Annotated in this window: 24 protein-coding genes; 6 read left to right on the forward strand and 18 right to left on the reverse strand. The window is 50.8% G+C overall.

Annotated features, from left to right (window positions below):
• Nucleotides 1-2: 2 nt before the first annotated feature.
• The 9 genes from murD to ABD028_RS09275 all read right to left on the reverse strand — a co-directional run bounded on the left by murD (nt 3) and on the right by ABD028_RS09275 (nt 9763).
• Nucleotides 3-1310 carry a UDP-N-acetylmuramoyl-L-alanine--D-glutamate ligase gene (gene murD / locus ABD028_RS09235; RefSeq protein ID WP_343844466.1) on the reverse strand — a complete coding sequence of 436 codons (1308 nt, stop codon included), beginning with the start codon at nt 1308-1310 and terminating at the stop codon, nt 3-5.
• Nucleotides 1311-1318: 8 nt separating this feature from the next.
• Nucleotides 1319-2401 carry a phospho-N-acetylmuramoyl-pentapeptide-transferase gene (gene mraY, locus ABD028_RS09240; protein WP_102797244.1) on the reverse strand — a complete coding sequence of 361 codons (1083 nt, stop codon included), beginning with the start codon at nt 2399-2401 and terminating at the stop codon, nt 1319-1321.
• The gene (locus ABD028_RS09245; RefSeq protein ID WP_343844386.1) at nt 2395-3789 is read right to left on the reverse strand and encodes a UDP-N-acetylmuramoyl-tripeptide--D-alanyl-D-alanine ligase; all 1395 of its coding nucleotides are present in this window, start codon (nt 3787-3789) and stop codon (nt 2395-2397) included. The genes mraY and ABD028_RS09245 overlap by 7 nt, the downstream gene beginning before the upstream one ends.
• Complete coding sequence (murE, locus tag ABD028_RS09250; protein WP_343844388.1) at nt 3786-5282, reverse strand: UDP-N-acetylmuramoyl-L-alanyl-D-glutamate--2,6-diaminopimelate ligase; 1497 nt, start codon at nt 5280-5282, stop codon at nt 3786-3788. The genes ABD028_RS09245 and murE overlap by 4 nt, the downstream gene beginning before the upstream one ends.
• Nucleotides 5272-7014 carry a peptidoglycan D,D-transpeptidase FtsI family protein gene (locus ABD028_RS09255; protein WP_343844389.1) on the reverse strand — a complete coding sequence of 581 codons (1743 nt, stop codon included), beginning with the start codon at nt 7012-7014 and terminating at the stop codon, nt 5272-5274. The genes murE and ABD028_RS09255 overlap by 11 nt, the downstream gene beginning before the upstream one ends.
• Nucleotides 7011-7331 (reverse strand): cell division protein FtsL, encoded by a 321-nt coding sequence (gene ftsL / locus ABD028_RS09260; RefSeq protein WP_102797248.1) that lies wholly within the window; start codon nt 7329-7331, stop codon nt 7011-7013. The genes ABD028_RS09255 and ftsL overlap by 4 nt, the downstream gene beginning before the upstream one ends.
• Nucleotides 7328-8263: a 16S rRNA (cytosine(1402)-N(4))-methyltransferase RsmH gene (rsmH, locus tag ABD028_RS09265; protein WP_343844392.1), complete on the reverse strand. Its 936-nt coding sequence runs from the start codon at nt 8261-8263 to the stop codon at nt 7328-7330. Before rsmH ends, ftsL begins: the two co-directional genes overlap by 4 nt.
• The gene (gene mraZ / locus ABD028_RS09270; protein WP_102797250.1) at nt 8263-8721 is read right to left on the reverse strand and encodes a division/cell wall cluster transcriptional repressor MraZ; all 459 of its coding nucleotides are present in this window, start codon (nt 8719-8721) and stop codon (nt 8263-8265) included. Before mraZ ends, rsmH begins: the two co-directional genes overlap by 1 nt.
• Before the next feature lie 265 nt (nt 8722-8986).
• On the reverse strand, nt 8987-9763 hold the full coding sequence (locus ABD028_RS09275) for a SapC family protein (protein WP_102797251.1): 777 nt from the start codon (nt 9761-9763) through the stop codon (nt 8987-8989).
• A gap of 501 nt (nt 9764-10264) precedes the next feature.
• Between ABD028_RS09275 and ABD028_RS09280 the strand changes: the two genes are divergently transcribed.
• The 3 genes from ABD028_RS09280 (at nt 10265) to msrQ (ending at nt 12984) form a co-directional block, all read left to right on the forward strand.
• Nucleotides 10265-11311, forward strand: a complete 1047-nt coding sequence (locus tag ABD028_RS09280; protein WP_343844395.1) for a PLP-dependent cysteine synthase family protein — start codon at nt 10265-10267, stop codon at nt 11309-11311.
• 75 nt (nt 11312-11386) lie between these two features.
• A complete protein-coding gene (gene msrP / locus ABD028_RS09285; RefSeq protein ID WP_343844396.1) occupies nt 11387-12382 on the forward strand; it encodes a protein-methionine-sulfoxide reductase catalytic subunit MsrP in 996 nt (331 codons plus the stop codon).
• Nucleotides 12382-12984, forward strand: coding sequence for a protein-methionine-sulfoxide reductase heme-binding subunit MsrQ (gene msrQ / locus ABD028_RS09290; RefSeq protein ID WP_343844397.1), 603 nt, complete (start codon nt 12382-12384; stop codon nt 12982-12984). The genes msrP and msrQ overlap by 1 nt, the downstream gene beginning before the upstream one ends.
• Nucleotides 12985-13469: 485 nt before the next feature.
• Here msrQ and ABD028_RS09295 read toward each other — a convergent pair whose 3' ends face one another.
• Nucleotides 13470-13865 carry a DUF3718 domain-containing protein gene (locus tag ABD028_RS09295; RefSeq protein ID WP_102797255.1) on the reverse strand — a complete coding sequence of 132 codons (396 nt, stop codon included), beginning with the start codon at nt 13863-13865 and terminating at the stop codon, nt 13470-13472.
• A 235-nt stretch (nt 13866-14100) separates the two neighbouring features.
• Nucleotides 14101-15195 (reverse strand): cell division protein ZapE, encoded by a 1095-nt coding sequence (zapE, locus tag ABD028_RS09300; protein WP_281259796.1) that lies wholly within the window; start codon nt 15193-15195, stop codon nt 14101-14103.
• A gap of 238 nt (nt 15196-15433) precedes the next feature.
• Between zapE and ABD028_RS09305 the strand changes: the two genes are divergently transcribed.
• The 3 genes from ABD028_RS09305 (at nt 15434) to ABD028_RS09315 (ending at nt 18578) form a co-directional block, all read left to right on the forward strand.
• Nucleotides 15434-15871 (forward strand): ZapG family protein, encoded by a 438-nt coding sequence (locus ABD028_RS09305; RefSeq protein ID WP_102797257.1) that lies wholly within the window; start codon nt 15434-15436, stop codon nt 15869-15871.
• A 79-nt stretch (nt 15872-15950) separates the two neighbouring features.
• Nucleotides 15951-17324 (forward strand): Do family serine endopeptidase, encoded by a 1374-nt coding sequence (locus ABD028_RS09310; RefSeq protein ID WP_425542093.1) that lies wholly within the window; start codon nt 15951-15953, stop codon nt 17322-17324.
• Between the two features lie 153 nt (nt 17325-17477).
• Complete coding sequence (locus ABD028_RS09315) at nt 17478-18578, forward strand: trypsin-like peptidase domain-containing protein (protein WP_102797259.1); 1101 nt, start codon at nt 17478-17480, stop codon at nt 18576-18578.
• A gap of 51 nt (nt 18579-18629) precedes the next feature.
• On the opposite strand, the gene murA is transcribed toward ABD028_RS09315, so the two are convergent.
• The 7 genes from murA to ABD028_RS09350 are packed head-to-tail and all read right to left on the reverse strand — an operon-like array spanning nt 18630 to nt 23216.
• On the reverse strand, nt 18630-19886 hold the full coding sequence (gene murA, locus ABD028_RS09320; protein WP_343844398.1) for a UDP-N-acetylglucosamine 1-carboxyvinyltransferase: 1257 nt from the start codon (nt 19884-19886) through the stop codon (nt 18630-18632).
• Between the two features lie 3 nt (nt 19887-19889).
• A complete protein-coding gene (locus ABD028_RS09325; protein ID WP_102797261.1) occupies nt 19890-20147 on the reverse strand; it encodes a BolA family protein in 258 nt (85 codons plus the stop codon).
• Between the two features lie 32 nt (nt 20148-20179).
• Nucleotides 20180-20479, reverse strand: coding sequence for an STAS domain-containing protein (locus ABD028_RS09330; RefSeq protein WP_102797262.1), 300 nt, complete (start codon nt 20477-20479; stop codon nt 20180-20182).
• Nucleotides 20476-21129 (reverse strand): MlaC/ttg2D family ABC transporter substrate-binding protein, encoded by a 654-nt coding sequence (locus ABD028_RS09335; protein ID WP_172449388.1) that lies wholly within the window; start codon nt 21127-21129, stop codon nt 20476-20478. The genes ABD028_RS09330 and ABD028_RS09335 overlap by 4 nt, the downstream gene beginning before the upstream one ends.
• A 32-nt stretch (nt 21130-21161) precedes the next feature.
• Nucleotides 21162-21629 (reverse strand): outer membrane lipid asymmetry maintenance protein MlaD, encoded by a 468-nt coding sequence (mlaD, locus tag ABD028_RS09340; protein WP_102797263.1) that lies wholly within the window; start codon nt 21627-21629, stop codon nt 21162-21164.
• 13 nt (nt 21630-21642) lie between these two features.
• A complete protein-coding gene (gene mlaE / locus ABD028_RS09345; RefSeq protein ID WP_102797264.1) occupies nt 21643-22419 on the reverse strand; it encodes a lipid asymmetry maintenance ABC transporter permease subunit MlaE in 777 nt (258 codons plus the stop codon).
• On the reverse strand, nt 22419-23216 hold the full coding sequence (locus ABD028_RS09350; protein WP_102797329.1) for an ATP-binding cassette domain-containing protein: 798 nt from the start codon (nt 23214-23216) through the stop codon (nt 22419-22421). The genes mlaE and ABD028_RS09350 overlap by 1 nt, the downstream gene beginning before the upstream one ends.
• Between the last annotated feature and the right edge of the window lie 240 nt (nt 23217-23456).

Here is a 23456-nt window from a genome sequence, read left to right on the forward strand (position 1 = left end):
ATTCATGGCAATGCCTCCACAGCCTGGGCAAACACCTGACCACGGTGATGGTAGTTATCAAACATATCCAGACTGGCACAAGCCGGGGACAGCAGCACCATATCACCGCTGTCAGCCAGGCTATCGGCCAGAGCAACGGCCTTGGCCATACTGTCTACCAGCTCAGCACCGGATTTTAATGCCGCTATAGCCGGACCGTCTTTACCCAGACAGATAAGTTTGTCCACCTTGGCCAGACTGGGAAGCAATTCGTTAAAGTCCGCCCCTTTACCATCCCCACCAGCAATCAACAGCAGCTTACCCGGCACTTGCCCGCGCAAGCCGTTAATAGCCGCCTCGGTAGCGCCAATATTAGTGCCTTTGGAATCGTCCACCCAACGCACACCACGGTGCTCACGCACCAGCTCGCAGCGATGTGGCAGACTTTTAAAACTGCCACAGGCGGTACGAATACCTTCAGTTGTGGCACCACCTGCCAGCGCCAATGCTGCGGCGGCCTGTATATTCAGCAGATTATGTTCGCCTACCAGGCTGCACTGATGCACATTCAGCAGTGCTTCCCCCTGATTTAAGATCCAGCCGCTGTCAGATTGATAACCCAACCCATCAGCTTGTGAGTCAAGACCAAAACTGATGAGATTTGCACTGTGCTCGGGACGAGTTAGGGCATCCAGACGACTGTAAACACAAAGTGCGGCCTGAGCATAAATACGCAGTTTTGCTTGCCGGTAGGCGGCAAGGTCAGCATAGCGGTCAAGATGATCAGGGCTGATATTCAGGATGGTGGCAGCCGTGGGTGCCAGACTATATGTGGTCTCAAGTTGGAAACTGGACAGCTCCAGCACAGCCACATCATAATCCTGAGCGAGTAAATCCAGCGCCGGTGTGCCGATATTACCGCCCATGGCGGTTTTAATACCGCTGGCTTGCAGCATGTCACGTACCAGCGTGGTCACCGTACTTTTGCCGTTGGAACCGGTGATCGCCAGCACAGGTTTGCAGTTAAAACGGGCAAACAGCTCTATATCACCGATCACCTCGACACCTGCGGCTTTGACAGCCTGTATAGCAGGGGCAGCCAATGGCAACCCGGGGCTAAGCAAAATCAGTTGCGCCTGGCTAAGTTCGTTGGCATCAAAGGGCCCAAGATGCACTTCCACATCCTCGGGTAGCTGAACATCCAGGTGTGGACGACTGTCATAAGCCGTGACTTTAGCGCCTTGTGCCAACAAAAAGCGCACGCAAGACTGCCCGGTCAGGCCCAGCCCTACTACTGCTACTTGTTTGTCGACCAGCTTATAGTTCACTATTCGTCCTGCTACCTGAGTTTAAGGGTGGCCAGACCCACCAACACCAGAATTAAAGAAATAATCCAAAAACGTACGATCACCCTCGGCTCCGGCCAGCCTTTCAGCTCGTAGTGGTGATGAATCGGTGCCATACGAAATATCCGCTGCCCACGAAGCTTGTACGAGCCCACCTGCAGAATCACCGATAGGGCTTCCATTACAAACACCCCCCCCATAATCACTAACACCAGTTCCTGGCGAACCAACACCGCCAGAATTCCCAATGCGCCCCCCAATGCCAGCGAACCGACATCGCCCATAAACACCATGGCCGGATAGGTGTTGAACCACAAAAAGCCCAGCCCGGCGCCGACAATGGCGGTACAAACAATCACCAGTTCACTGGTCAGAGGAATATGTGGAATATTCAGATAGGCAGAGAAATTCACATTGCCCGTTACATAGGCAAAGATGGCGAAAGCCCCCGCCACCAGAATCGTCGGCACAATAGCCAAACCATCCAGGCCGTCGGTGAGGTTCACCGCGTTGCTGGTGCCAACCAGCACAAAGTAGGTCAGCACCAGATACATCAACCCAAGTTGTGGCATGACTTCTTTAAAGAAAGGCACCAACAAGGCAGTTTCTGCGGCCTGCTGGCTGCTGCTGTACAAGTAAAACGCCACCAGGATAGCCACCACAGACAGCCAGAAATACTTCCAGCGGGCAATTAACCCTTTGGCATCCTTGCGAATCACTTTGCGGTAATCGTCGACAAAGCCAATCACCCCATAACTGGCCACCACAAACAGGGTGACCAGTACATACCTGTTGGTCAGGTCGGCCCAAAGTAACGTGCTGCTGATGATCGCAGCCAGAATCAGCACCCCGCCCATGGTTGGGGTACCGGATTTGGACAAATGCGACTGAGGACCGTCGGTTCTGACCGTCTGCCCGATTTGCATATGCTGTAACCAGCGTATCATGCGTGGACCCAGTACAACGGAAATCACCAGGGCGGTCAGGGTGCTTAAAATCGCCCGCATCGTCAGGTAAGAAAATACGTTAAAGCCTGTATCGAACTGCCGTAACCACTCGGCCAGCCAAATCAGCATGCGATACGCTCCCTGGCCCGTTCAAACTTTCCCACGGGAGACTCCTCGATGGCTTTAACCACTCTTTCCATACGTGCGCTACGCGAGCCCTTAATTAAAATGCTGATATCACGTTGTTCGCTTTGCAGTTCGCCTTGCAGGTAGGCAATCAGGGCGTCCACCTCGCTGAAATGTCGCCCCGCTGCACCAAACTGGTCACTGGCCTGTTGACTCAATACGCCCAAACTGAAAAGGTTATCCACCCCTCTGGATAGCGCATACTGGCCCATTTCTTCATGGTAAAAACGGGCTTTTTCACCCAGTTCGGCCATGTCACCCAAGACTAAAACCCGACGACCTGGAAAACTGGCCAGTAAGTCAATAGCTGCCTGTGTAGAGGAGACGTTGGCGTTATAGCTATCGTCAATCAGCCTGACCTGATTGGTCAGCGCCTTAATATTCAGGCGACCACGTACCTGGCCCATCTCCTGCAGTCCCATCTTGATGTCTTCCAGGCTGGCGCCCACTTCCATGGCAAGGGCCGCAGCACACAAGGCATTGGAAACATTATGCATACCCGGAACGGCCAAGGTCAGATCCAAATTACCTTTGGGTGTGTGCATCTGGAACTGTGCACAACCATCCATACCCAATGCCACATCAGAAGCATGAAAATCACCGGCCGCTTCTCCGAATTCCTGAATGCGCAGGTGATTCAGTTTACCTTTCCAGAAGGCCAGAAACTGGCTATCGGCATTCAGCACCGCCAGGCCATTGTCAGGTAAGCCTTTGAATATCTCGCTTTTAGCCCTGGCCACACCGAACAGGCTGCCAAAGCCTTCCAAATGAGCGGCGGCGGCATTGACAATGGTGGCCACATCAGGCCTGGTCAATGCCGTGGTGTAGGCAATTTCACCCAGATGGTTTGCCCCCAGCTCTATCACCGCATACTGATGATCGGCTTCCAGTCGCAGCAGCGTCAGGGGCACACCAATGTCGTTATTGAAATTGCCCTGAGTGGCCAGCACTTTGCCCTTGCGAGACAAAATAGCCGCCACCATTTCTTTTACTGTGGTTTTGCCGCTGCTGCCGGTAATGGCAACGGTTTTAACCGGCACCAGTTGCCTGACCGCACCAGCCAGTTTACCCAGCGCCAGTTTGGTATCCGGCACCAGAATAAAGGGCAAGCAGCTTTTCACCGGCTGACTGACAATCAAAGCGGCAGCGCCTTTTTGTTCTGCCATTTCGACAAAACCATGCCCATCAAAATTTGGACCGGACAGAGCGACAAACAGGTCACCCGTTTGCAAAGTGCGGGTATCGGTACTGACCCCGCTGATATCCTTGTTTTCACCTTGCAGCTCGGACTGCAGTTGCTCAGCAATCCATTCAAGTGTTACAGAGATCACGCGCTTGTCCCCTTTATTAATGCCGATGCGAAGGCCCGCTCGTCATAGTTGATCTTGTTATTGCCAATAATCTGATAGTTTTCATGGCCCTTACCGGCCAGCAGAATCACATCTCCGGCCTGGCATTCACTCATCGCCAGGCGGATGGCAGCCTGACGATCCAGTTCAATCAGAGCCGATTCCTGGTGCTGCATACCGGCCTGAATATCCCTGGCAATAGCCAATGGCTGTTCAGAACGGCTGTTGTCATTGGTGATAATGGCCAGATCAGCCAGTTGCTCGGCTATTTTTCCCATCAGTGGTCGTTTGCCTTTATCCCTGTCACCACCACAACCAAACACGCATAACAGACGCCCTTGGGTATGCAGCCGCAAGGCTTTCAGGGCCTGCTCTAGAGCATCCGGCGTATGGGCATAATCCACCACCAATGTGGGCAGGTTTGGCTGATGAAAGACCTCAAGCCGACCTGGTACGGTACTGATGTGCTGAACGGCATTCGCGACCTTTTGCAACGAATGACCAAAGCTGAGTTGGACAGCCATGGCAGCCAGCAGGTTCAATACATTAAATTGCCCTAACAAAGGGGACTGTATTTGTACCTCACCCCAGCTGCTGATGATGCTGATTTGGCAACCATCAGGCTGATAATTTACAGCGCTTGCCAGCAGATACGGCTGCTCTGGATAGATGGCTTGCTGCATGCCGTAGAACACAATATCCATGCGTCCGCGGGCCTGCGCCAGCCAGTTTTCACTTTCGCCTTCGTGCTGGTTCAGCACTGCGGTTTTCAAGCCTTTTTGCTCAAGTAACAGGCGCTTGGCCGCCGCATAGCGACTCATATCACCGTGATAGTCCAGATGGTCACGAGTTAGGTTGGTAAAGACCGCCACATCGGTTTTGACACTGGCGATACGATGCTGAACCAGGGCATGAGACGATGCCTCCAGCGCCACCAATCCGGCGCCTTTCTCCTGCATCTGGCGCAACAACCTATGCATGCTGATGGCATCCGGTGTGGTATTGGTACCTTCTTGCACTTGTCCAAGCAGTCCCGCTCCCAACGTGCCTATGGTGCCAGCGGTCTGGCCCATGGCCTGACTCAATTGGGCAATAAGCTGCACTGTGCTGGTTTTGCCGTTTGTTCCTGTCACGGCTGCCACTTGCAGTTGCTCGGCCGGATAAGCATAAAATTGTGCGGCCAGGGCAGACAGCTTCTCTGCCAGGCCGTAAAACTGCACAATCAGCGATTGCTCGCGCATTTCCATGACACCGTGCGCGCTGGCCTCGGTGGTTTCAGCCAGGATGGCTTTAGCGCCCAAACTGATTGCCTGGGGAATAAAATCCCGACCATCCAGTTTGTGGCCAATCAGCGCCACAAAGAGTTTATGAATGGCGACATCACGGCTGTCCAGCACCATATCTGTCAGTTCAATGGCGGGTGCATCAATACCAAATGGCAGCAACAACTGGCGCAGGGTCATATCATGAATCATGTCGTCCCCCTTTGACTGCTGACGCCAGGGAATTCACCGTCTTGTCGTCTGGTGGCACATTCAGAAGCTGCAGGGCACCGGCCATTATGCGGGCAAAAGTTGGCGCGGCAGTATCCCCACCATGGTAAAGATCGCCGCCTGGCTCATTTATCATCACTACGACCACAAGCTGGGGATCAGAGACCGGCGCAATACCGGCAAAGTTATTCACGTATTCTTCCCCATAACCACCCGCCACCGCCTTGCGGCTGGTACCGGTTTTGCCTGCGACCCGATAGCCCGGCACTCTGGCCTTAGTTGCCGTTCCACCGTCCAGTACTACAGTTTCCAGCATTTGCACCATGGCCTGCGCATTGCCTTTGCTGAGCACTCGCTCTGATGGCACAGTCTGATTGGACTTGATAATGGACAATGGGCGCTTAATCCCGCCTGAACCTATCACGGAATACATGCGCGCCAGTTGCATTGACGTCACAGCGATGTTGTAACCGAAGGACAAGGCTGCCAGTTCATGCTGAGACCAACGGGATCTGTCGTGAAAAATCCCGCCGCTTTCACCGACCAGATGCGTGCCGGTATCGCCAATCAGTCCCATCTGGTAATAGAGTTCGATAAAGTGTTCTTTAGGTACAGACAACGCCAGTTTAGACGTGCCCATGTTGCTGGACTTACGGATAATACCGGTCAAATCCATCTCGCCGTAATTGCGTGCATCCTGTACCAGGCTGCCCCCCAGGCGCATCCATCCTGGCGATGTATCAATGACTTCATCCAGTTTGACACTGCCAAATTCCAACGCCGCCAATACCGCTAATGGCTTGGCCGTAGAACCTGGTTCAAAGGTGTCGGTAATGGCGCGATTGCGGATCCGATGCGGCGACACGCCGACCCGGTTATTGGGGTTGAACGATGGGCTATTCACCATCGCCAGAATTTCACCACTGTGGATATCCACTACCACCACGGAACCAGAAGCCGCTTTGTAAGTACCCACTGCCTGTTTCAGCTCTTTATATGCAAGCGCCTGAATGCGCTGATCTATGGTGAGTTGTAAATCCTTGCCGGGTTCACTTTGTGTTTCATCAAGAATTTCAACCTGACGCCCTTTGGCATCGCGGCGAATTTTACGTTCACCCGGTGTGCCGGTTAACCAGTCGTTGTAAAGCCGCTCGATGCCTTCAATGCCCCTGTCATCCACATCGGTAAAACCGATTAACTGCGCGGATACTTCCCCCACAGGGTAATAGCGGCGCGATTCGTTGCGTAGGTAGATTCCGGGTAAATCCAGTTGTTCAACATAATCGGCCATGGCGGGAGAGACCTGGCGCTGAATATAAACAAAACGCTTTTTAGGGTCGCCAAGCTTGGCACGAATATCTTTTAAATCTTGTCCCAACACTTCTGCCAAGGCTTGCCAACGGCGCAAATCGGCAAATCCGCCGTTATCATGAACCAGCTTAGGGTCGGCATAAATAGCCCGCACCGGCACACTGACCGCCAGCTCTTCACCGTTACGATCGGTAATATTGCCTCGGTGAGCCTGGGTATAGCGGGTACGTTTGGTTCGATTATCACCCTGCTGAATCAGTGAATCCGGCTCGATAACCTGAATATAGGCCGCCCTGGCGACCAAAGTCGCAAACACGCAGACCACCACGAAGGCCACCAGCATAAAACGCCATTCCACCAGGCGTGGCTTTTGGTTTTTCTTGGCTTGACCGGCGGTGCTCATTTTATTCTCACCACTACTTCGTCTTCAGGTTGCGGCCGACGCATATTCAGTTGCTTGCGCACCAGCGTTTCCACCCGGTTGTGTTCGGTCAGTGCGCTTTGCTCAAGCAACAGATGCCGCCATTCCACATCCAGTTGATCACGCTGTTGCATAAGCTGTTCATGCACAATGGTCAGTTGACGGTTGTGGTGAGAACTGAGAATCACCGCAGCTGCACTTCCCAGTACCATTAAATACAACAAAACCCGCCCGGGGTGGCGAGTCAGGTCAGTCCATATCAGCCCAACCAAGCTGAATTGGGTTTGGCCATCTTTCATAGCTTTTCCGCCACCCTGAGCACCGAACTTCGAGCCCGGTTGTTAACCGACAGCTCAGCTTCGGACGGCATAATAGCCTTGCCCACCAGCTTCATGGCTTTGCTGGCGTTCAACTCTGCCTCGGTCAATGGCAAGCCGTGTGGCACCTGACGCCCCCGGCTCTGCTCACGCATAAAGCGCTTCACCAGCCGATCTTCCAGTGAATGGAAGCTGATAACGGCCAGGCGACCACCGGAATTTAATGCGGTCAGAGCATGTTTTAACGTGTCTGTGACTTCATCCAGCTCGCGGTTAATAAAAATACGGATAGCCTGGAAACTGCGAGTGGCCGGGTGCTTATGTTTGTCTTTAAATGGCACCGCCTGATCGATAAGCTCCGCCAATTGTCTGGTGCGGGTCAGGGGCTGCTCGTCACGGGTGGTCACAATGGCATGTGCAATACGCCTTGCGAAGCGCTCTTCTCCGTATTCTTTGAGTACCGGTACGATTTCTTCCAGATCCGCCTGTGCCAGCCATTGGGCGGCACTGATCCCCCGGGTGGTGTCCATGCGCATATCCAGTGGACCGTCACGCATAAAACTAAAGCCACGTTCGGGGTCATCCAGTTGTGGTGAAGAGACCCCCAGATCCATCAAGATACCGTCAACTTTGCCCACCAAGCCCAGCTCTTCAACCACATTCAATAGATTGGAAAAAGCGCAATGGAAAATCTGAAAACGCTTGTCATCAGCAAGTGCCTGAGCGGCCTGTATAGCCTGAGGATCGCGGTCCAGCCCGATAAGACGGCCAGTTTCGCCCAGGTTAGCCAAAATGGCACGCGAATGCCCGCCGCGGCCAAAAGTCGCGTCGAGGTAGATGCCGTCTGGTTTTACTGCTAACGCCTCAACGGATTCCTGCAGTAACACCGACTGATGAACAAAATCGGTGGACATTAGAATGAAAAGTCCTGAAGTCTCTCGGTTAATTCGAAACCGCCCTGCTGTTCGGTTTCAATATCAGCATGAATTTGCTGTTGCCAGATTTCTGCGTCCCAAATCTCAAATTTATTGAGCTGGCCAACCAACATGACCTGTTTATCCAGCCTGGCATGCTGGCGCAGAGGCCCTGACAACAAAAAACGCCCGCTGTTATCCATATTGCCTTCCAGCGCATAACCCAAAAGCAGGCGTTGCAACCGGCGTTCATGGGGGTTCATACTGGACAGGCGAGCCAGCTTTTGCTCAATTTCTTCCCATTCGGTAAGTGGGTAAAGCAGCAGACAGGGTTGCTGACTATCTATGGTACACACCAGCTGTCCCTGACAATCATCCAGCAAAGACTGCCGGTAACGAGTTGGAATCGTTACACGTCCTTTGTTATCCAGACTGATTGCGTTAGCGCCGCGGAACATTCCCCATGCCTTTTAAAGTTATTTTTTCCACTTTCTGCCACTTTTACCCACAAATGACAGTTTAGGTATCCCCAGTACAGAGTGTCAAGGAATAAAAATCTGCGCTTTTCCGGGCTGTAAGCCAGATATATCAAGGGTTTTGTGGAAGTAATTGATAAGGTGGAGAAAAGTGGTAGCTGGTGAGTATCGATGTACTGATTTAAGAATTTTTACTATAGACAGGAGAGGACAAGTGGGGCGGACTAGCGATACCGCCCCATTTTTATTAGTTAGCTTTTTCTGCTTCAGCAGGCTGAGCTTCGGCCTGTTCTTTAGGCAGAATCTGGATAGAGGCAATAGGCTGTTCAGATTTTTGCGAAAACTGCACCAGGCGGTTCAGTTGGCCCATAGAACCCAGCATGGCATAGATAGCACCAAGGAAACCGTTGCGGTGCAATTTCAGTACCTGCTCGTCGTCCAACTTCAGCAGTTTCTCTTCGCTGACGTTGTATAAACCCACCAATTGGCGTTGCTCGCCATTGGCATAACGAATGCCCAGGCGCACTTCATCAACCAGATCCAGATCCACCAGTTGCTTAACAAATTCCTGGGTTACGTTTTCGCTGTTAACCAGATCAGACAACATACGCTGGCGGCTTTCCAGGTACTCGGATACTGAACCATCTTCTTTAAACAGCTCAAAACCGTCATCTTCGCCCACCAGCTCACTGTCTTTGTCAATAAAGATAGACAGCTGTTCACCATTGGGACGCACATCAAAAGGATAACGCTGCAGATTTAATGGGGCGAAATGGCTCTGCCAGCCTTCTTCAGAGAAATACAGGTTCACACCTTCGTTCAAACCATACAGACCGGCCACATGATAACGATTGGCAGATTCGTCTTTAATCAATACCAGCGGAACGGCGCTGGACGCGCGCGCGAATTCACGAATAGACACACCAACCAGGTGCGAGGCTTTACCATGAGCCAGAGTGGGATCCTGCTTAACCTTCAGCTTCTTGTGAGCTTCCTTATCCAAAATAACGTAGTTGCGAGCCATGTTTCAGTTCTCTTTTTATATGAATGTGAATGACTAAGTGGCGCCAAGTGTCCGCTATTTCAAGGCAAATGTCATCCGCCGGGCGCAACTGCTTGCATTTTATTCAATATGTGCTACTGCACCGAAAACTTAACATCTTAATTTACCAGCAGAAAAACGCGGCAACTCAAATATAAAAAATTAGCTGGGAGGATTGAGTGACTCGCAACACTTTGTAGCTCTAGTAACAGAACCATGAGTTTATATAGTGCGTTACAAGCTCTTCTTCAGGCTGTTTTGGCTTTGTGTTGCGATGCTGGCACTAACCAGTTTTACCGAACAACAGAACCCGACCACAACACGTCCGGCTCCGCGTGTAGTGCCGATGCAATAACCCAATTTGATTACGCTGTTGTCGAATTTAATACTACCTTTTGATATAAGTTATACCCATTCTTAACATTGGCGCACTCATCTTTGCTAAAGGTTAGTGCCACCCCATATACAAAGGCAATACTTCATATGTGCAGAGAATGGGCTCACAAGGCCATTGAAAGTATTCAGGCGGATTTCCAACGCTCTTCCGACACTCATTTGATCAAACTCGAAGTACCGGGTTTTGAACAAATTGATTTCTACTTAAAAGATGAAAGCACACACCCTACCGGCAGTCTGAAACATCGGTTGGCACGTTCGTTATACCTGTATGCCCTGACCAATGGCTGGATTAATCAACAAACCACCATCATCGAGTCATCCTCTGGCAGCACGGCGGTATCTGAAGCTTACTTTGCCCGACTACTTGGCTTACCTTTTATTGCAGTCATGCCCAGGCATACGGCGCAGCGAAAGATTCAGCAAATTGAGTTTTATGGCGGACAATGCCATTTCGTTGAAAAAAGTGACCAGATCTACGCGGAGTCCATGCGCCTGGCCAAAGAACTCAAGGGTCACTATATGGATCAGTTTACTTATGCAGAACGAGCGACTGACTGGCGAGGCAACAACAACATCGCCTGCAGTATTTTTGAGCAGATGCATTATGAACGCCATCCCATCCCGGCTTGGATTGTTATGAGTGCAGGCACCGGTGGCACCAGTGCCACTATTGGCCGTTATATCAGATATAAATGCTATGACACCCGCTTATTGGTGGTAGATCCAGACCATTCGGTGTTCTACCCCTACTTTCTCTCCGGCAATGCCAATCTGACTTCCTGTGGCAGTAAAATAGAAGGTATTGGTCGACCAAGGGTTGAACCCTCGTTTGTCCCCAGCGTGGTAGACGATATGCTGCAGGTGGCGGACGGTGCCAGTATTGCCACCATGCTATGGCTGGAAAACCTGTTGGGCCGCAAGGTCGGGCCGTCAACCGGCACCAATATGTGGGGGGCGCTGATCAAAGCAGATGAAATGCGCCGACAGGGTAAGGGTGGCTCCATTGTCACCCTGTTGTGCGACAGCGGTGAACGTTATCTTGAAACCTACTACAACAAGGATTGGGTGGCGCAAAATATTGGCGACTGCAGCCCGAATCAGCAAGCTTTACAACAAATGTTAAAGAGCTGAGCATGGCGCTGCTGAAACAAAATAACCGTTTTGCCTGTCATCTCTGGTATCCCTGTTAACGGAACCAGAAACATTATGCTGATTAAGCGCCCCACATCCTGGACACTTAAAGACAATCAGGTAACAGACGAAAAAATCTACCAGCAAAGGCGGCATCTGTTAAAGCAAATGGGCTTTATCGGTGCCGGAGCGCTGCTGGCCTCGCATCAGGCCAGCGGCATCAGCTTATTTGGCGATGATGAGCCCAGATTTCAAACTCATGCGCTGGATTATGCTGAGGCGCAACAGCAAAGCCAGATTCTGACACCTGAAGCCAAGGTTATCGGCCATAACAATTTTTATGAATTTGGCACCGATAAAAGCGATCCCAAGGCTAATGCCCAGGCATTTCAGGTCGATCCCTGGCAGCTCAGAGTGGATGGCCTGGTGGAAACCCCTTTTACCCTGTCGTTTGATGAACTATTCAAATTTGCTCCACTGCAAGAACGCATTTACCGCCTTCGCTGTGTCGAAGCCTGGTCTATGGTGATCCCCTGGGTTGGCTTCTCGCTGAATGCCTTGTTGAACAAAGCCCGGCCTCTTAGCAGCGGTAAATATGTTGCCTTTGAAACGCTGTACGACCCTAAGCAGATGCCAGGTCAAAGCAACCCTTTTCGCGGCGGCGGTATTGATTACCCCTATGTAGAAGGCCTGCGTATAGACGAAGCTGCACATCCGCTGAGTTTTCTGGCGGTAGGTCTTTATGGTAAAAGCCTGCCGGCACAGAATGGCGCCCCTATCCGCCTGGTGGTGCCCTGGAAATATGGCTTTAAAAGCATTAAATCCATTGTACGAATCAGCGTGGTTGATAAGCAGCCACCCACTACGTGGAATCTGTTGGCGGCACAGGAATATGGCTTTTACGCCAATGTTAATCCCAAAGTGGATCACCCACGCTGGAGTCAGGCCAGAGAGAGACGTATCACCACAGGTGGCCTGTTTTCCAGTAACCGAATCGACACACAGCTGTTCAACGGCTATGACGAAGTGGCCAGCCTCTATTCTGGTATGGATTTAAGGCAACATTACTGATGGTTAGAGGACTGAGTCGCAGGAACATCTTCTGGCTCAAGGCTCTGATTCACTTACTCAGTCTGGGCTGGGCCTCGCTTACCTATTACCGGGCCGGTACGGATCAGCTAGGCGGCGATCCTGTAGAGGGCATTTTGCACTTTACCGGCATCGGGGCATTTAACCTGCTGTTGTTATGTCTGATTATTTCGCCACTGGTCAGGTGGTCTCGTATCAGCCAGTTTATGCAGGTGCGCCGGTTACTGGGGTTGTATGCTTTCTTCTATGCACTGCTGCACCTGGCCAGTTACATTCTGTTCGAGTTGCAATTGGAATGGCAGTTGCTGCTCAGTGAAATTGTCAAACGGCCTTATATCACTGTAGGTTTCAGTGCCTGGATAATTCTGCTGGCCCTGACACTGACCTCAAACAAAGCCGCCCAGCGCCGTCTTGGCCGCAACTGGCAAAAATTACATAACTGGGTTTATCTGGCCGCCGGACTCATTGCCCTGCACTATATCTGGTCGGTAAAGTCCGATATCACGCAGCCGCTTGTGTATATCGGGATGTTGTTACTACTGTTAAGTTTCAGAAAAGATAAGTTGCTGAAGTTGTGGCGTTGAGATGGCAGATTGAACTGACCCTAAGAAGGTGGTCAAGGGTTCAAACTATTGTTTTTCAAATGCCATAAGCCTGGCTTCGCCCGCCAGGGATGGCGGAAGTGCAGATTACGCAGGAGCGGTTATCTGCCCGCTCATCCCTGGACATCGCCGGTGAATGCTCCTGCTACACCGGCATACGCCCGCCAAGGATGGTGATAGTGCAGAAAACGCAGGAGCAGTTTTTCTGCCCGTCCATCCCTGGACATCGCCGGTGAATGCTCCTGCTACACCGGCATACCGTCCATCCCTGGACATAAAAAACCCCGCGGAGTTGCGGGGTTTTGCATAAGTTGGGCTAAAGCACTCTCTCAAATTAAGAGGCGTCAAGACCTTCAAGAGAGTGCTGCCCAATCCTGTGGAAGCTGGACGATGCCAGCCGCCTTAATCCGTTTAATCAGCTAATTTATGTTCGAAAGTCTGAATCTGAGACGCCGGATAAAATTCTATCAGTTGATCCTGGCCAACAATTCCTGACCTATGGGGCTGGCGATATGGCCATTACTTTCTGCCCACTGTTGCAGCAGTTGCCCATCGGCTTCGGCCTGAGTCAGGTCAGATTTGCTCATTTTTTTGATCATAAAGGTGCCGACTTCGTTGGCGCCATTTTCCATCGCATAGCGAATCAGGCTATTGCCACCACAGCTGATCCCTGTGTAGTAGTCACCCAAACGCAGGTTGTAGTCATCCTGCACTTTTTTGACTTTCTTACGCAGTTCAGATTTATCATCGTTTTTTACGATGGTGCAGATATTCTGCAAATCTTCGTTGATATCGGCTTGGCTCACAGGAGTGAAAACGAAACCTACCAGGCTGGCGATAACTGCAATAGCTGACTTTTTCATGGGTGTTGCCTCTAAACAAATTTACACATTCGGGTCTTGACGGAGATAAGCTTATAAGAGGATTGGCAAAGGTGACAGAGTAGCGCCAGTACCTATGTATAAGTTCTTATACCCTAGCCTGGGCAACCCGCAGGAATGCGATGCTTACCCCACAGTACAATGCAGATGAAATAAGCAATAGTCTTAGCAAAAGACAGGCTTCAACAGAGGTGTTGCCTGTCCTGGTTAACTTGATTTAAGGCAGGTGCTGTAAAGCGAGATAATCGTGAGACTGCATTTCTTTCAGGCGACTCAGGCAGCGCTTAAACTCAAAGTTCAGACGCCCCTCGGTATAAAGTGCCTCTAACGGCACCGCCGCCGACATAATCAATTTGACATTCCGCTCATAAAACTCGTCCACCATGGCAATAAAACGCCGGGCAATATCGTCCACTTGCTGCCCCATTTGTTCCACATTGGCCACCAGCACAGTGTGGTAGCAACGACTCAGCTCCATATAGTCAGCCTGGCTGCGGGGACCATCACAGATAGCGCGAAAGTCAATCATCAGCACCCCATCAGCCTCACGCAGACTCTGAATTTTACGTCCTTCCACTTCTATTGGTTGGTGTTGAGTACCTTCTTCCGGTGCCAACTGGATAAAGTATCTGTGCAAATTTTCCGTGGCATCTGTGTCCAGTGGATGATGATAAATTTCTGCTTGTTCGAGAGCCCGAAGCCGGTAATCAGTACCGCTGTCGACATTCACCACAGCGCAGTGCTGCTTAATCAAATGAATGGCAGGCAGGAACCTGGCCCGCTGCAAACCATTTCGGTACAACTCATCCGGCACAATATTGGAGGTGGCAACCAGCACGATACCATGACTGAACAGTTCCTCCATCAAGGTACCTAAAATCATCGCATCGGTGATGTCCGACACAAAAAACTCGTCAAAACAGATCACTCTGGCTTCTTTAGCAAAGCGTCTCGCTACGGTTTTCAGGGGATCAGACTGGCCAGCCAGGGCCTTAAGTTCATGATGCACCTTATGCATAAAACGATGAAAGTGAATGCGCATCTTGTGCTCGAACGGTAAGCATTCAAAGAAGGTATCCACCAGATAGGTTTTACCCCGTCCTACCCCGCCCCAAAAATACAGACCTTGAACCGGGGCAGGTTGACCTCTGCTGAATAGCCCTTTCAAACGCCCCGTCACGCCCTTCTTGGGCTTTTCCACCAACAACTTTTCATACAGTTCCTGCAGATGCCGAACCGCATTCTCCTGCGCAGAATCGGCAAAAAAGTCCGGCGATTGCAGATCCTGCTGGTATTTTTGCCACGGGGTCATAGATAACATGTGTCGCGATCCACTGATGATGCCAATCGACTCAAATATGTCCCAACGGACGGCCGAATGCTTGAATAAAAATAAACTGGCCGCATAGTTTGCGTAGCGGGTATTATTAAGTAAAGGGTGTCGGCGGTAAAATCTGCACTTTGATCGCTTGATAGCGGCAAATGCCGTTTTCCACTGCCACCATGTTTGCACGCCGCGTGCTTTTTGTTGTTTATTTGGGGGAGAGGTTATGGACTGGATAGTAGGACTCTTGCTGCTGGTGTGCGGGGCTGTCATCGGCTTTTTTGCGGCCAGATACAGCCTGAACAAATCGGGTGACAAGCAATCCGGTATGGCGATAGAGCAGGACATCAAACGCTTGATGTCAGAGCAGGCCGCTATCCATATCAGTGAATGTCGTCAGATGCTGGCTACTATCGACCAACAAAGCGAGATGCTTAAGAGCCAGATGGAGAACTATGAGTCTCTGCTGACTCAGGTGGACACTGAACAGGACAAGCCTCAGCTCAATTATTTTGGCGAGCAGGCGTCAGCCTATTTGCGCAATCAAAGTAAAAAACAACAACCGGTCAGCCAGACCACAGACTATCAACCCAGGGATTATGCCAATGCCGGGACGGGTTTGTTTAAAGGTACCGGTAAAAGCACGTCATCGTCTGCGGACTAAATTTGCATTGAACTTTCTACCCGCCCACTGTGTCTGTTGAATACTTTTGTCCTTGAATCAGCCTGGAGAAATAGCAGCAATGAAAACAGCCTTTGGACGAAACATCACCAAGGTATTTGCCATCAGTGCACTGGCCATGGCCAGTGCGTCATTCACTACCAGCGCCGCCATTCCGTTTTTCGGCGACGACGATAAGGTGCCATCATTGGCTCCGATGCTGGAGGAAGTGAAACCCGCAGTCGTCAGCATCTCGGTGGCTGGCACGCAGGTGTCCAGACAAAGAGTGCCGGAAATGTTCCGCTTCTTTTTTGGCCCCAACGCACCAGATGAGCAAGTGCAGGAACGTCCGTTCCGCGGCCTGGGTTCCGGCGTCATTATTGACGCAGACAAAGGCTATATCATCACCAACAACCATGTGGTGGATCAGGCCGATAAAATCACCGTCACACTGGTTGACGGCCGGGAGCTGGAAGCCAAAAAACTAGGCTCTGACGAGCAAAGCGATATTGCCTTACTGCAGGTCAAGGCCGACAACCTGCATGCAGTTAAAGTGGCCGATTCAGACCAGCTTCGGGTTGGTGATTTTGTGGTGGCCATAGGTAACCCCTTTGGCCTGACCCAAACAGTTACCTCCGGGATTGTCAGTGCGCTGGGCCGCAGTGGTCTTAATATCGAAGGTTATGAAGACTTTATTCAAACCGATGCGGCCATCAACCGTGGTAATTCAGGTGGCGCCCTGGTTAACCTGCGCGGCGAACTGGTGGGGATCAATACCGCCATTTACGGCCCCAACGGCGGCAACGTCGGGATTGGTTTTGCCATTCCTTCCAATATGATGAAGAACCTGTCTGATCAGTTAATTGAATTTGGTGAAATTCGCCGCGGTCTGCTGGGCATTCTTGGTGGCGACCTGGATTCCGAACTAGCCAAGGCCATGGACCTGGATGTACACCAAGGTGCATTTGTACGCGAAGTGAATGCCGGTTCAGCGGCGGAAAAAGGCGGTATTGAACCGGGTGATATTATTTTGTCCATTGATGGCAAGGATATCCGCAGCTTCACCGAACTGCGCGCTAAAATAGGCACATTAGGCGCTGGAAGCAAGGTGAAACTAGGGCTGCTGCGCGATGGTAAACGCAAGAATGTGGAAGTCACCCTGGGTGATTACACCTCTGCTAATGTCGCCGCCAGTGAAATTCACCCCTTCCTTGAAGGTGCGAATCTGTCCGATGGTAAAACGGAAGACGGTATCAATGGTGTGTTAGTCTCAGATATCGCCAGTCGTTCGCCTGCTGAAAGGCTGGGATTACAGAATGGCGATGTAATAGTAGGCATCAACCGCCAACGTATTCAGAATGTCAGTGAGTTGCGCAGTTACCTGCGTGACAATGAAGGCGTGGTAGCCCTGAATATCAAGCGAGGTAAGAGCTCGCTCTATCTGGTGATTCGTTAATTCGCACCAGATTGCCACCAAAAGGCTGCCTCCCGGCAGCCTTTTTTCTGTCATAACAGTATCTTGCTTATTACTCAGTGCTGCGCCTTGATACTGTCATCCACTGCATGACAATGCTATCCTCTGGGCAGTTTTGAATCATCATCAGCGCCCGTGAAAAATTCAAGTTGGCTCGTTTTCTTGATTAAGTCCATATTGCTGGGCATTTTTGTTGCAGGCATTCTGCTGCTGGCTATGCCAGAGTTACGCAACAATGCAGGCCTAAGCTTCAACCTGTTTCAAAGTGCAGGAAGTAAGCCCCCGCCATTGAGTTTTGCCGAGGCCATAGGCAAAGCCGCGCCTGCCGTAGTAAATATTTACAGCACCAGCTACGACACCAGGCCACTGTATTATCGCCGCCAGCCTATTGAACGCACCAGTTTGGGCTCAGGTGTGATTATGACGTTTAACGGCCATATCCTGACCTGCTACCACGTAATTAAAGATGCTGAACGCATTAATGTGATGTTACAGGATGGCCGTATACTTGAAGCCTCCTTAGTGGGACAGGACCCCCACACAGATTTGGCAGTACTGAAAGTAACAGACGAAAATCTGCCGGTTATCCCCCAGAGCGAACAGTACAACACCCGGGTTGGTGACTTGGTATTAGCTATTGGTAATCCCTACAACCTTGGTCAAACCATTACCCAGGGCATTATCAGCGCCACTGGCCGTGGTGGACTGAGTAACTATGTCAGTAACGCCAACTACGCCGATTTTATCCAGATGGATGCGGTACTGAATGAAGGCAACTCCGGTGGCGCACTGGTGGACAGCAACGGCACATTAGTGGGCATCAATAATGCCAATTTCAAAACCCTGGATCGCAACCGCCGCATAAAGGATGTGGCCGGCATATTCTTTGCTGTGCCTTATGCACTGGCCAAACGGGTTATGGACGATATTATTGCCCATGGCCGGGTGATCAGAGGCTATCTGGGCATTAGCGGTGCGGAAATTATCAGTGACGCCGGCATTCTGGTCACCGGTGTGGACCCTTTAGGTCCGGCGGCGCGCTACGGTATCCGTACTGGCGACATTCTGGTAAAAATTGACGGCAAGCCCATCGAAAGTACCTTTAAAACCCTGGATCAGGTTGCAGAAACCGCCCCTGGCTCCGAGTTAACCTTTGAACTTCTGCGAGAGGACGAAGACAAAAAGCGCACCACCGTCAGCGTTACCGTGAAAGTATCTGAATTAACCAGTAGTTAGACCCAAACAAAAAAGGCCGCAATGCGGCCTTTCTAGTCAGGTTATGTGGGGTCACTTAACCCGTTCAATTTTAGCGCCCACACCACCCAGCTTAACTTCAATTTTCTCGTAACCACGATCCAAATGATAAATCCGGTCAACCAGAGTTTCGCCCTTGGCCACCAGGCCGGCAATCACCAGGCTGGCAGAAGCACGTAGATCGGTGGCCATCACCTGCGCCCCCTTGAGTTTTGAACCACCGCGACACACTGCGCTGTTGGCTTCCAAATCAATCTTAGCGCCCATGCGTTGCAGTTCAGGAACATGCATAAAGCGGTTTTCAAAAATAGTCTCAGTTACCACGCCAGTGCCACTGGCGACACAGTTAAGCGCCACAAACTGAGCCTGCATGTCGGTAGGAAACCCAGGATGCGGAGCGGTTTTTATATTAACGCTCTTAGGTGACTTGCCTTGCATATCCAGTTCAATCCAATCATCACCTACAGTGATAGTGGCGCCGGCTTCCTTTAATTTACTCAGTACGGCTTCCAGGGTATCTGGCGCAGCCTGTTCACAACGAATCTGTCCACCAGTTGCTGCCGCAGCAACCAAGAAGGTGCCTGTCTCGATGCGGTCCGGTAATACCCTATGATGGCAACCATTGAGTGACGCCACGCCCTGGATTTGGATTTTATCGGTTCCTGCACCGCTGACATTGGCCCCCATACTGTTCAGGCAGTTAGCCAGGTCAACAATTTCAGGTTCACGTGCGGCGTTTTCCAGAATAGTGGTGCCTTCGGCAAGCACGGCCGCCATCATCAGATTCTCTGTTGCGCCGACACTGACCATATCCATAAAAATGTTAGCGCCTTGCAGACGACCTTCCACCTCAGCGGTTATGTATCCGGCATCCACTTCAATTTTGGCGCCCATTTGCTCAAGGCCGCTAAGATGCAGATTCACCGGCCTGGCGCCAATGGCACATCCACCGGGTAAGGACACCTGCGCCCGTCCAAATTTTGCCAATAGCGGCCCCAGCACCAAAATCGAAGCGCGCATGGTTTTAACCAGTTCATAAGGCGCAATAAGATTGGTAATTTCACTGGCATCAATGCTGACAGTGTCTTCTGTATGGCTTACCCTGGCACCTAATTGTTCCAACAAGGCCAGCGTCGTTTTGATATCACGTAGCGCAGGCACATTGGTAAAAATACAGGGCTGGTCAGTTAACAAGCCAGCCATCAACAGGGGTAAAGCGGCATTTTTCGCACCTGAAATGCGCACCGAACCGCTTAGCGGTCCATTTCCTTTGATTAGTAATTTATCCACTAATTACTCCGGCATAATAAATTTGCGTTCACGCTGCCACTCTTCGGGCGTAAAAGCTTTAATGGAAAGGGCGTGAACTGTGCCATCGGCAATCAGGGCAGAAAGGGGGCCGTAGACCATCTGTTGTTTCTTGACCCGGCTGACGCCGTCAAACACAGTGGATACCGCAATTACCTGGAAATGGGAGCCTTCTCCCTTTACATACAATTCACTCAGTTCCAGGGCATCTCTGAGTAATTGTTCGATTTGATTGATTGGCATGACGAGAACTTCCAGCCTGTGACACAGGCTGGTTATTGTAACGGCAAAAGTGATTCCACGTCGCTGATTTTTGCTAACTTGCGTAAAGTAACTGGCAAGTTATGCAACTGCACCTCGACTTTCTGTTTATGTGCCTCTCCCACCAGTTGCACCAACCAGGCCAGGCCAGCCATGTCTGACTGCTGAATCCCGGCCAAATCCAGCACCAGACTGTTATGTTTCCATAGCTGCTGACACGCAGATGCCAGGCCCATCACATGGTCACGGGTGAGACTGCCGCTCAAATCAAACTGACCCGGCTGTGATTGGGCCCTGAGGCTCAGCCCGCTCATGCGTTATCCTTGGCCACTTTTTGCAGGTTAATCGGCTGAGCATTTTTCTCTTTCATCAGTTTAATCACCGCATCAATGCCATCCTGACGAATAATGCCTTCCAGTTCACTTTGCTTACTGGACAACATACTGATGCCTTCTGCCACCATGTCATAGGCTTTCCATTGCTCGGTGTTGTTACTCTTACGCACTTTAAAGGCCAGCTTGATGTCAGGTCTGCCAGGCTCTTTGATCAATGCCCGTACTGTTACCACCCGGTCTTCGTCCAGTTCACCACGGTTTGGCTCAAACTCCACCGTCTGGTTGTCATATTGTGCTAGTGCCAGTGCATAAGTTGTGACCAGATAATCACGAAACACTTGTACATACTCAGGAATGCGCTCACGAGGCACCGATTTAAAATGCTTACCTAAGACTTTAAGGGCAGCAAACTTATAATCGATATAAGGCAACAGCTCCTGCTCCATAATCTGGCGCAGCAGTTCAGGGTTAGCCTGAATGTCCCCTCTTTCCCCTTTTATACGATCAAACGTCTTAGTCGCCACAGTAGACAACAATTGATAGGGATCATCCGACTCCTGGGCCACGACCTGACAGGATACTACCATTGCCGCAACGGCGAACCAGGACAGTAGTTTCTTAACTAACATATTTCTCTCCACGCAAACTAGAATTCTTGGCCTCAGTCATTATTGCGACTGAACAGGAACTGGCCGATCAAATCTTCAAGAACCAGAGCCGACTTAGTGTCTTCAATATACTGGCCCGGTTTCAGGACATCGTTCTCATCCAGCATAAAACCTGGCTGTAGCCCTACATACTGCTCTCCAAGCAGCCCAGAAGTAAGAATAGACACTGAACTGGTCTGCGGAAACTTGTCGAATTCCTTACCTATGATCAATGTCACAACAGGAGTAAAATCATCATCATCCAGGCTGATATTACCTACCCTGCCAATGACCACCCCACCGACTTTTACCGGTGAGCGCACTTTCAACCCACCGATATTGTCAAACTTGGCCTTGAGTATATAGGTTTCACCATTGCCACTCAGGCCTCGGTCCGCCACTTTCAGGGCCAGCATGATGAGCGCAGCGGCAGCCAATGCCACAAACAACCCAACAAGTACTTCAATCTTTCTCGAATTCATTGCCAACCCCCTGTCAATGCGTACCAAACATTAATGCTGTCAAAACAAAATCCAATCCCAGTACCGCCAGTGATGAATACACCACTGTCTGGGTGGTCGCCTGGCTAATGCCTTCGGACGTAGGCACAGAGTCATAACCTCTAAACACTGCTATCCAGGTCACCACAAAGGCAAACACCAGGCTCTTTATCACGCCATTCATAATATCTTCGTCAAATTCTACCGCCGCCTGCATCACTGACCAGTAACTACCGGAATCCACCCCTAACCAGTCAACACCCACGACCTGGCCCCCCAGTATCCCCACGGCACTGAAGATAATGGCCAACATGGGCATAGAAATCACACCCGCCCACAATCTGGGCGCGATAATGCGTCTGAGCGGATCTACCGCCATCATTTCCAGGCTGCTTAGTTGTTCGGTGGCTTTCATTAAGCCAATTTCAGCGGTCAGGGCGGATCCGGCCCGCCCAGCGAATAGCAACGCCGTTACCACGGGCCCCAACTCGCGCAACAATGACAACGCCACCATCGGCCCCAGGCTTTCCTCTGCACCGTAATCTACCAACACGGTATACGCCTGCAGTGCCAGTACCATACCGATAAAGGCGCCAGACACGATAATGATCAGCAGCGACTGCACACCAACTACATACATTTGCCTGATAGTCAGTGGGATATTTTTAAGCTGCGGCCTGGCAACCAGCGCGCCCACTAACAAATAAGCTGCCCGACCTAACCCTGCTAAGCCCTGCAAAGTAGACCTGCCAAGGCGTGCAAACCATTCCATCAATAATTCTCCAACAACTGCTGCGCAATGTTCTCGGCAGGATAATGAAAAGGCACGGGTCCATCGGCACGTCCAAGCAGGAACTGCTGAACCAGAGGTGACTGATGGGAACGGATTTGTTCTGGCGTACCTTCACCAATAATCTGTTTGTCCGCCAGAATGTAGACATAGTCAGCAATAGACATCACTTCCGTGACATCATGAGTAACCACCACGCTCGTCAGACTCAGGGCGTCATTCAGTTCTTTAATTAACTTCACCAACACGCCCATAGAAATAGGATCCTGACCAGCGAATGGCTCGTCATACATAATCAGTTCAGGGTCTAAAGCAATAGCCCTGGCCAGTGCAGCACGCCTCGCCATGCCGCCGGAAAGCTCGCTGGGCATCATTGCGGCGGCACCGCGTAACCCAACTGCCTGCAATTTCATCAGTACCAGTAAACGAATTAATTGTTCAGAAAGGTTTGTATGCTCACGAAGTGGGTAGGCAACATTGTCAAACACTGAGATATCAGTAAACAGGGCACCACTTTGAAACAACATGCTCATTTGTCGGCGTACCTCAAACAAGCGTTTACGTCCCATACCGGGAATCGATTCACCTTTAAAGCGAATATCACCGCTATCCGGACGCAGCTGACCACCAATTAGCTTAAGCAGTGTGGTTTTACCTATACCGCTGGGGCCCATAATGGCGGTGGTTTTACCCTTTCTCAGACGAAGGGAAATATCCTGGTAAATCAACCGATCACCGCGGGAGAACGTCAGGTTATCTACACTTACCAAGTCTTCCATTTCCACATCCATCTAACAAAATACCACTCTTGGGCGCACCAGAGTGGGGGTATTGTAATGTTTTTCAAGAAACTGCAACAAAGTTAAAAAGTAATAAGTTGTGTTCTAAATGTTCGAATTTTGTCTGACCAGGCCTGGTTAACCCCTATCTGGCCTGGATCTGTCGAATTGTAAACGGTACAGTTTACTTTCGCAAATCCATGATGCGCACTGATAGGCAAAAGGCTTGGATTTTGCGAC

Origin of the sequence: Bowmanella denitrificans, from assembly GCF_039522935.1 — a bacterium.
Taxonomy (GTDB): domain Bacteria; phylum Pseudomonadota; class Gammaproteobacteria; order Enterobacterales; family Alteromonadaceae; genus Bowmanella; species Bowmanella denitrificans.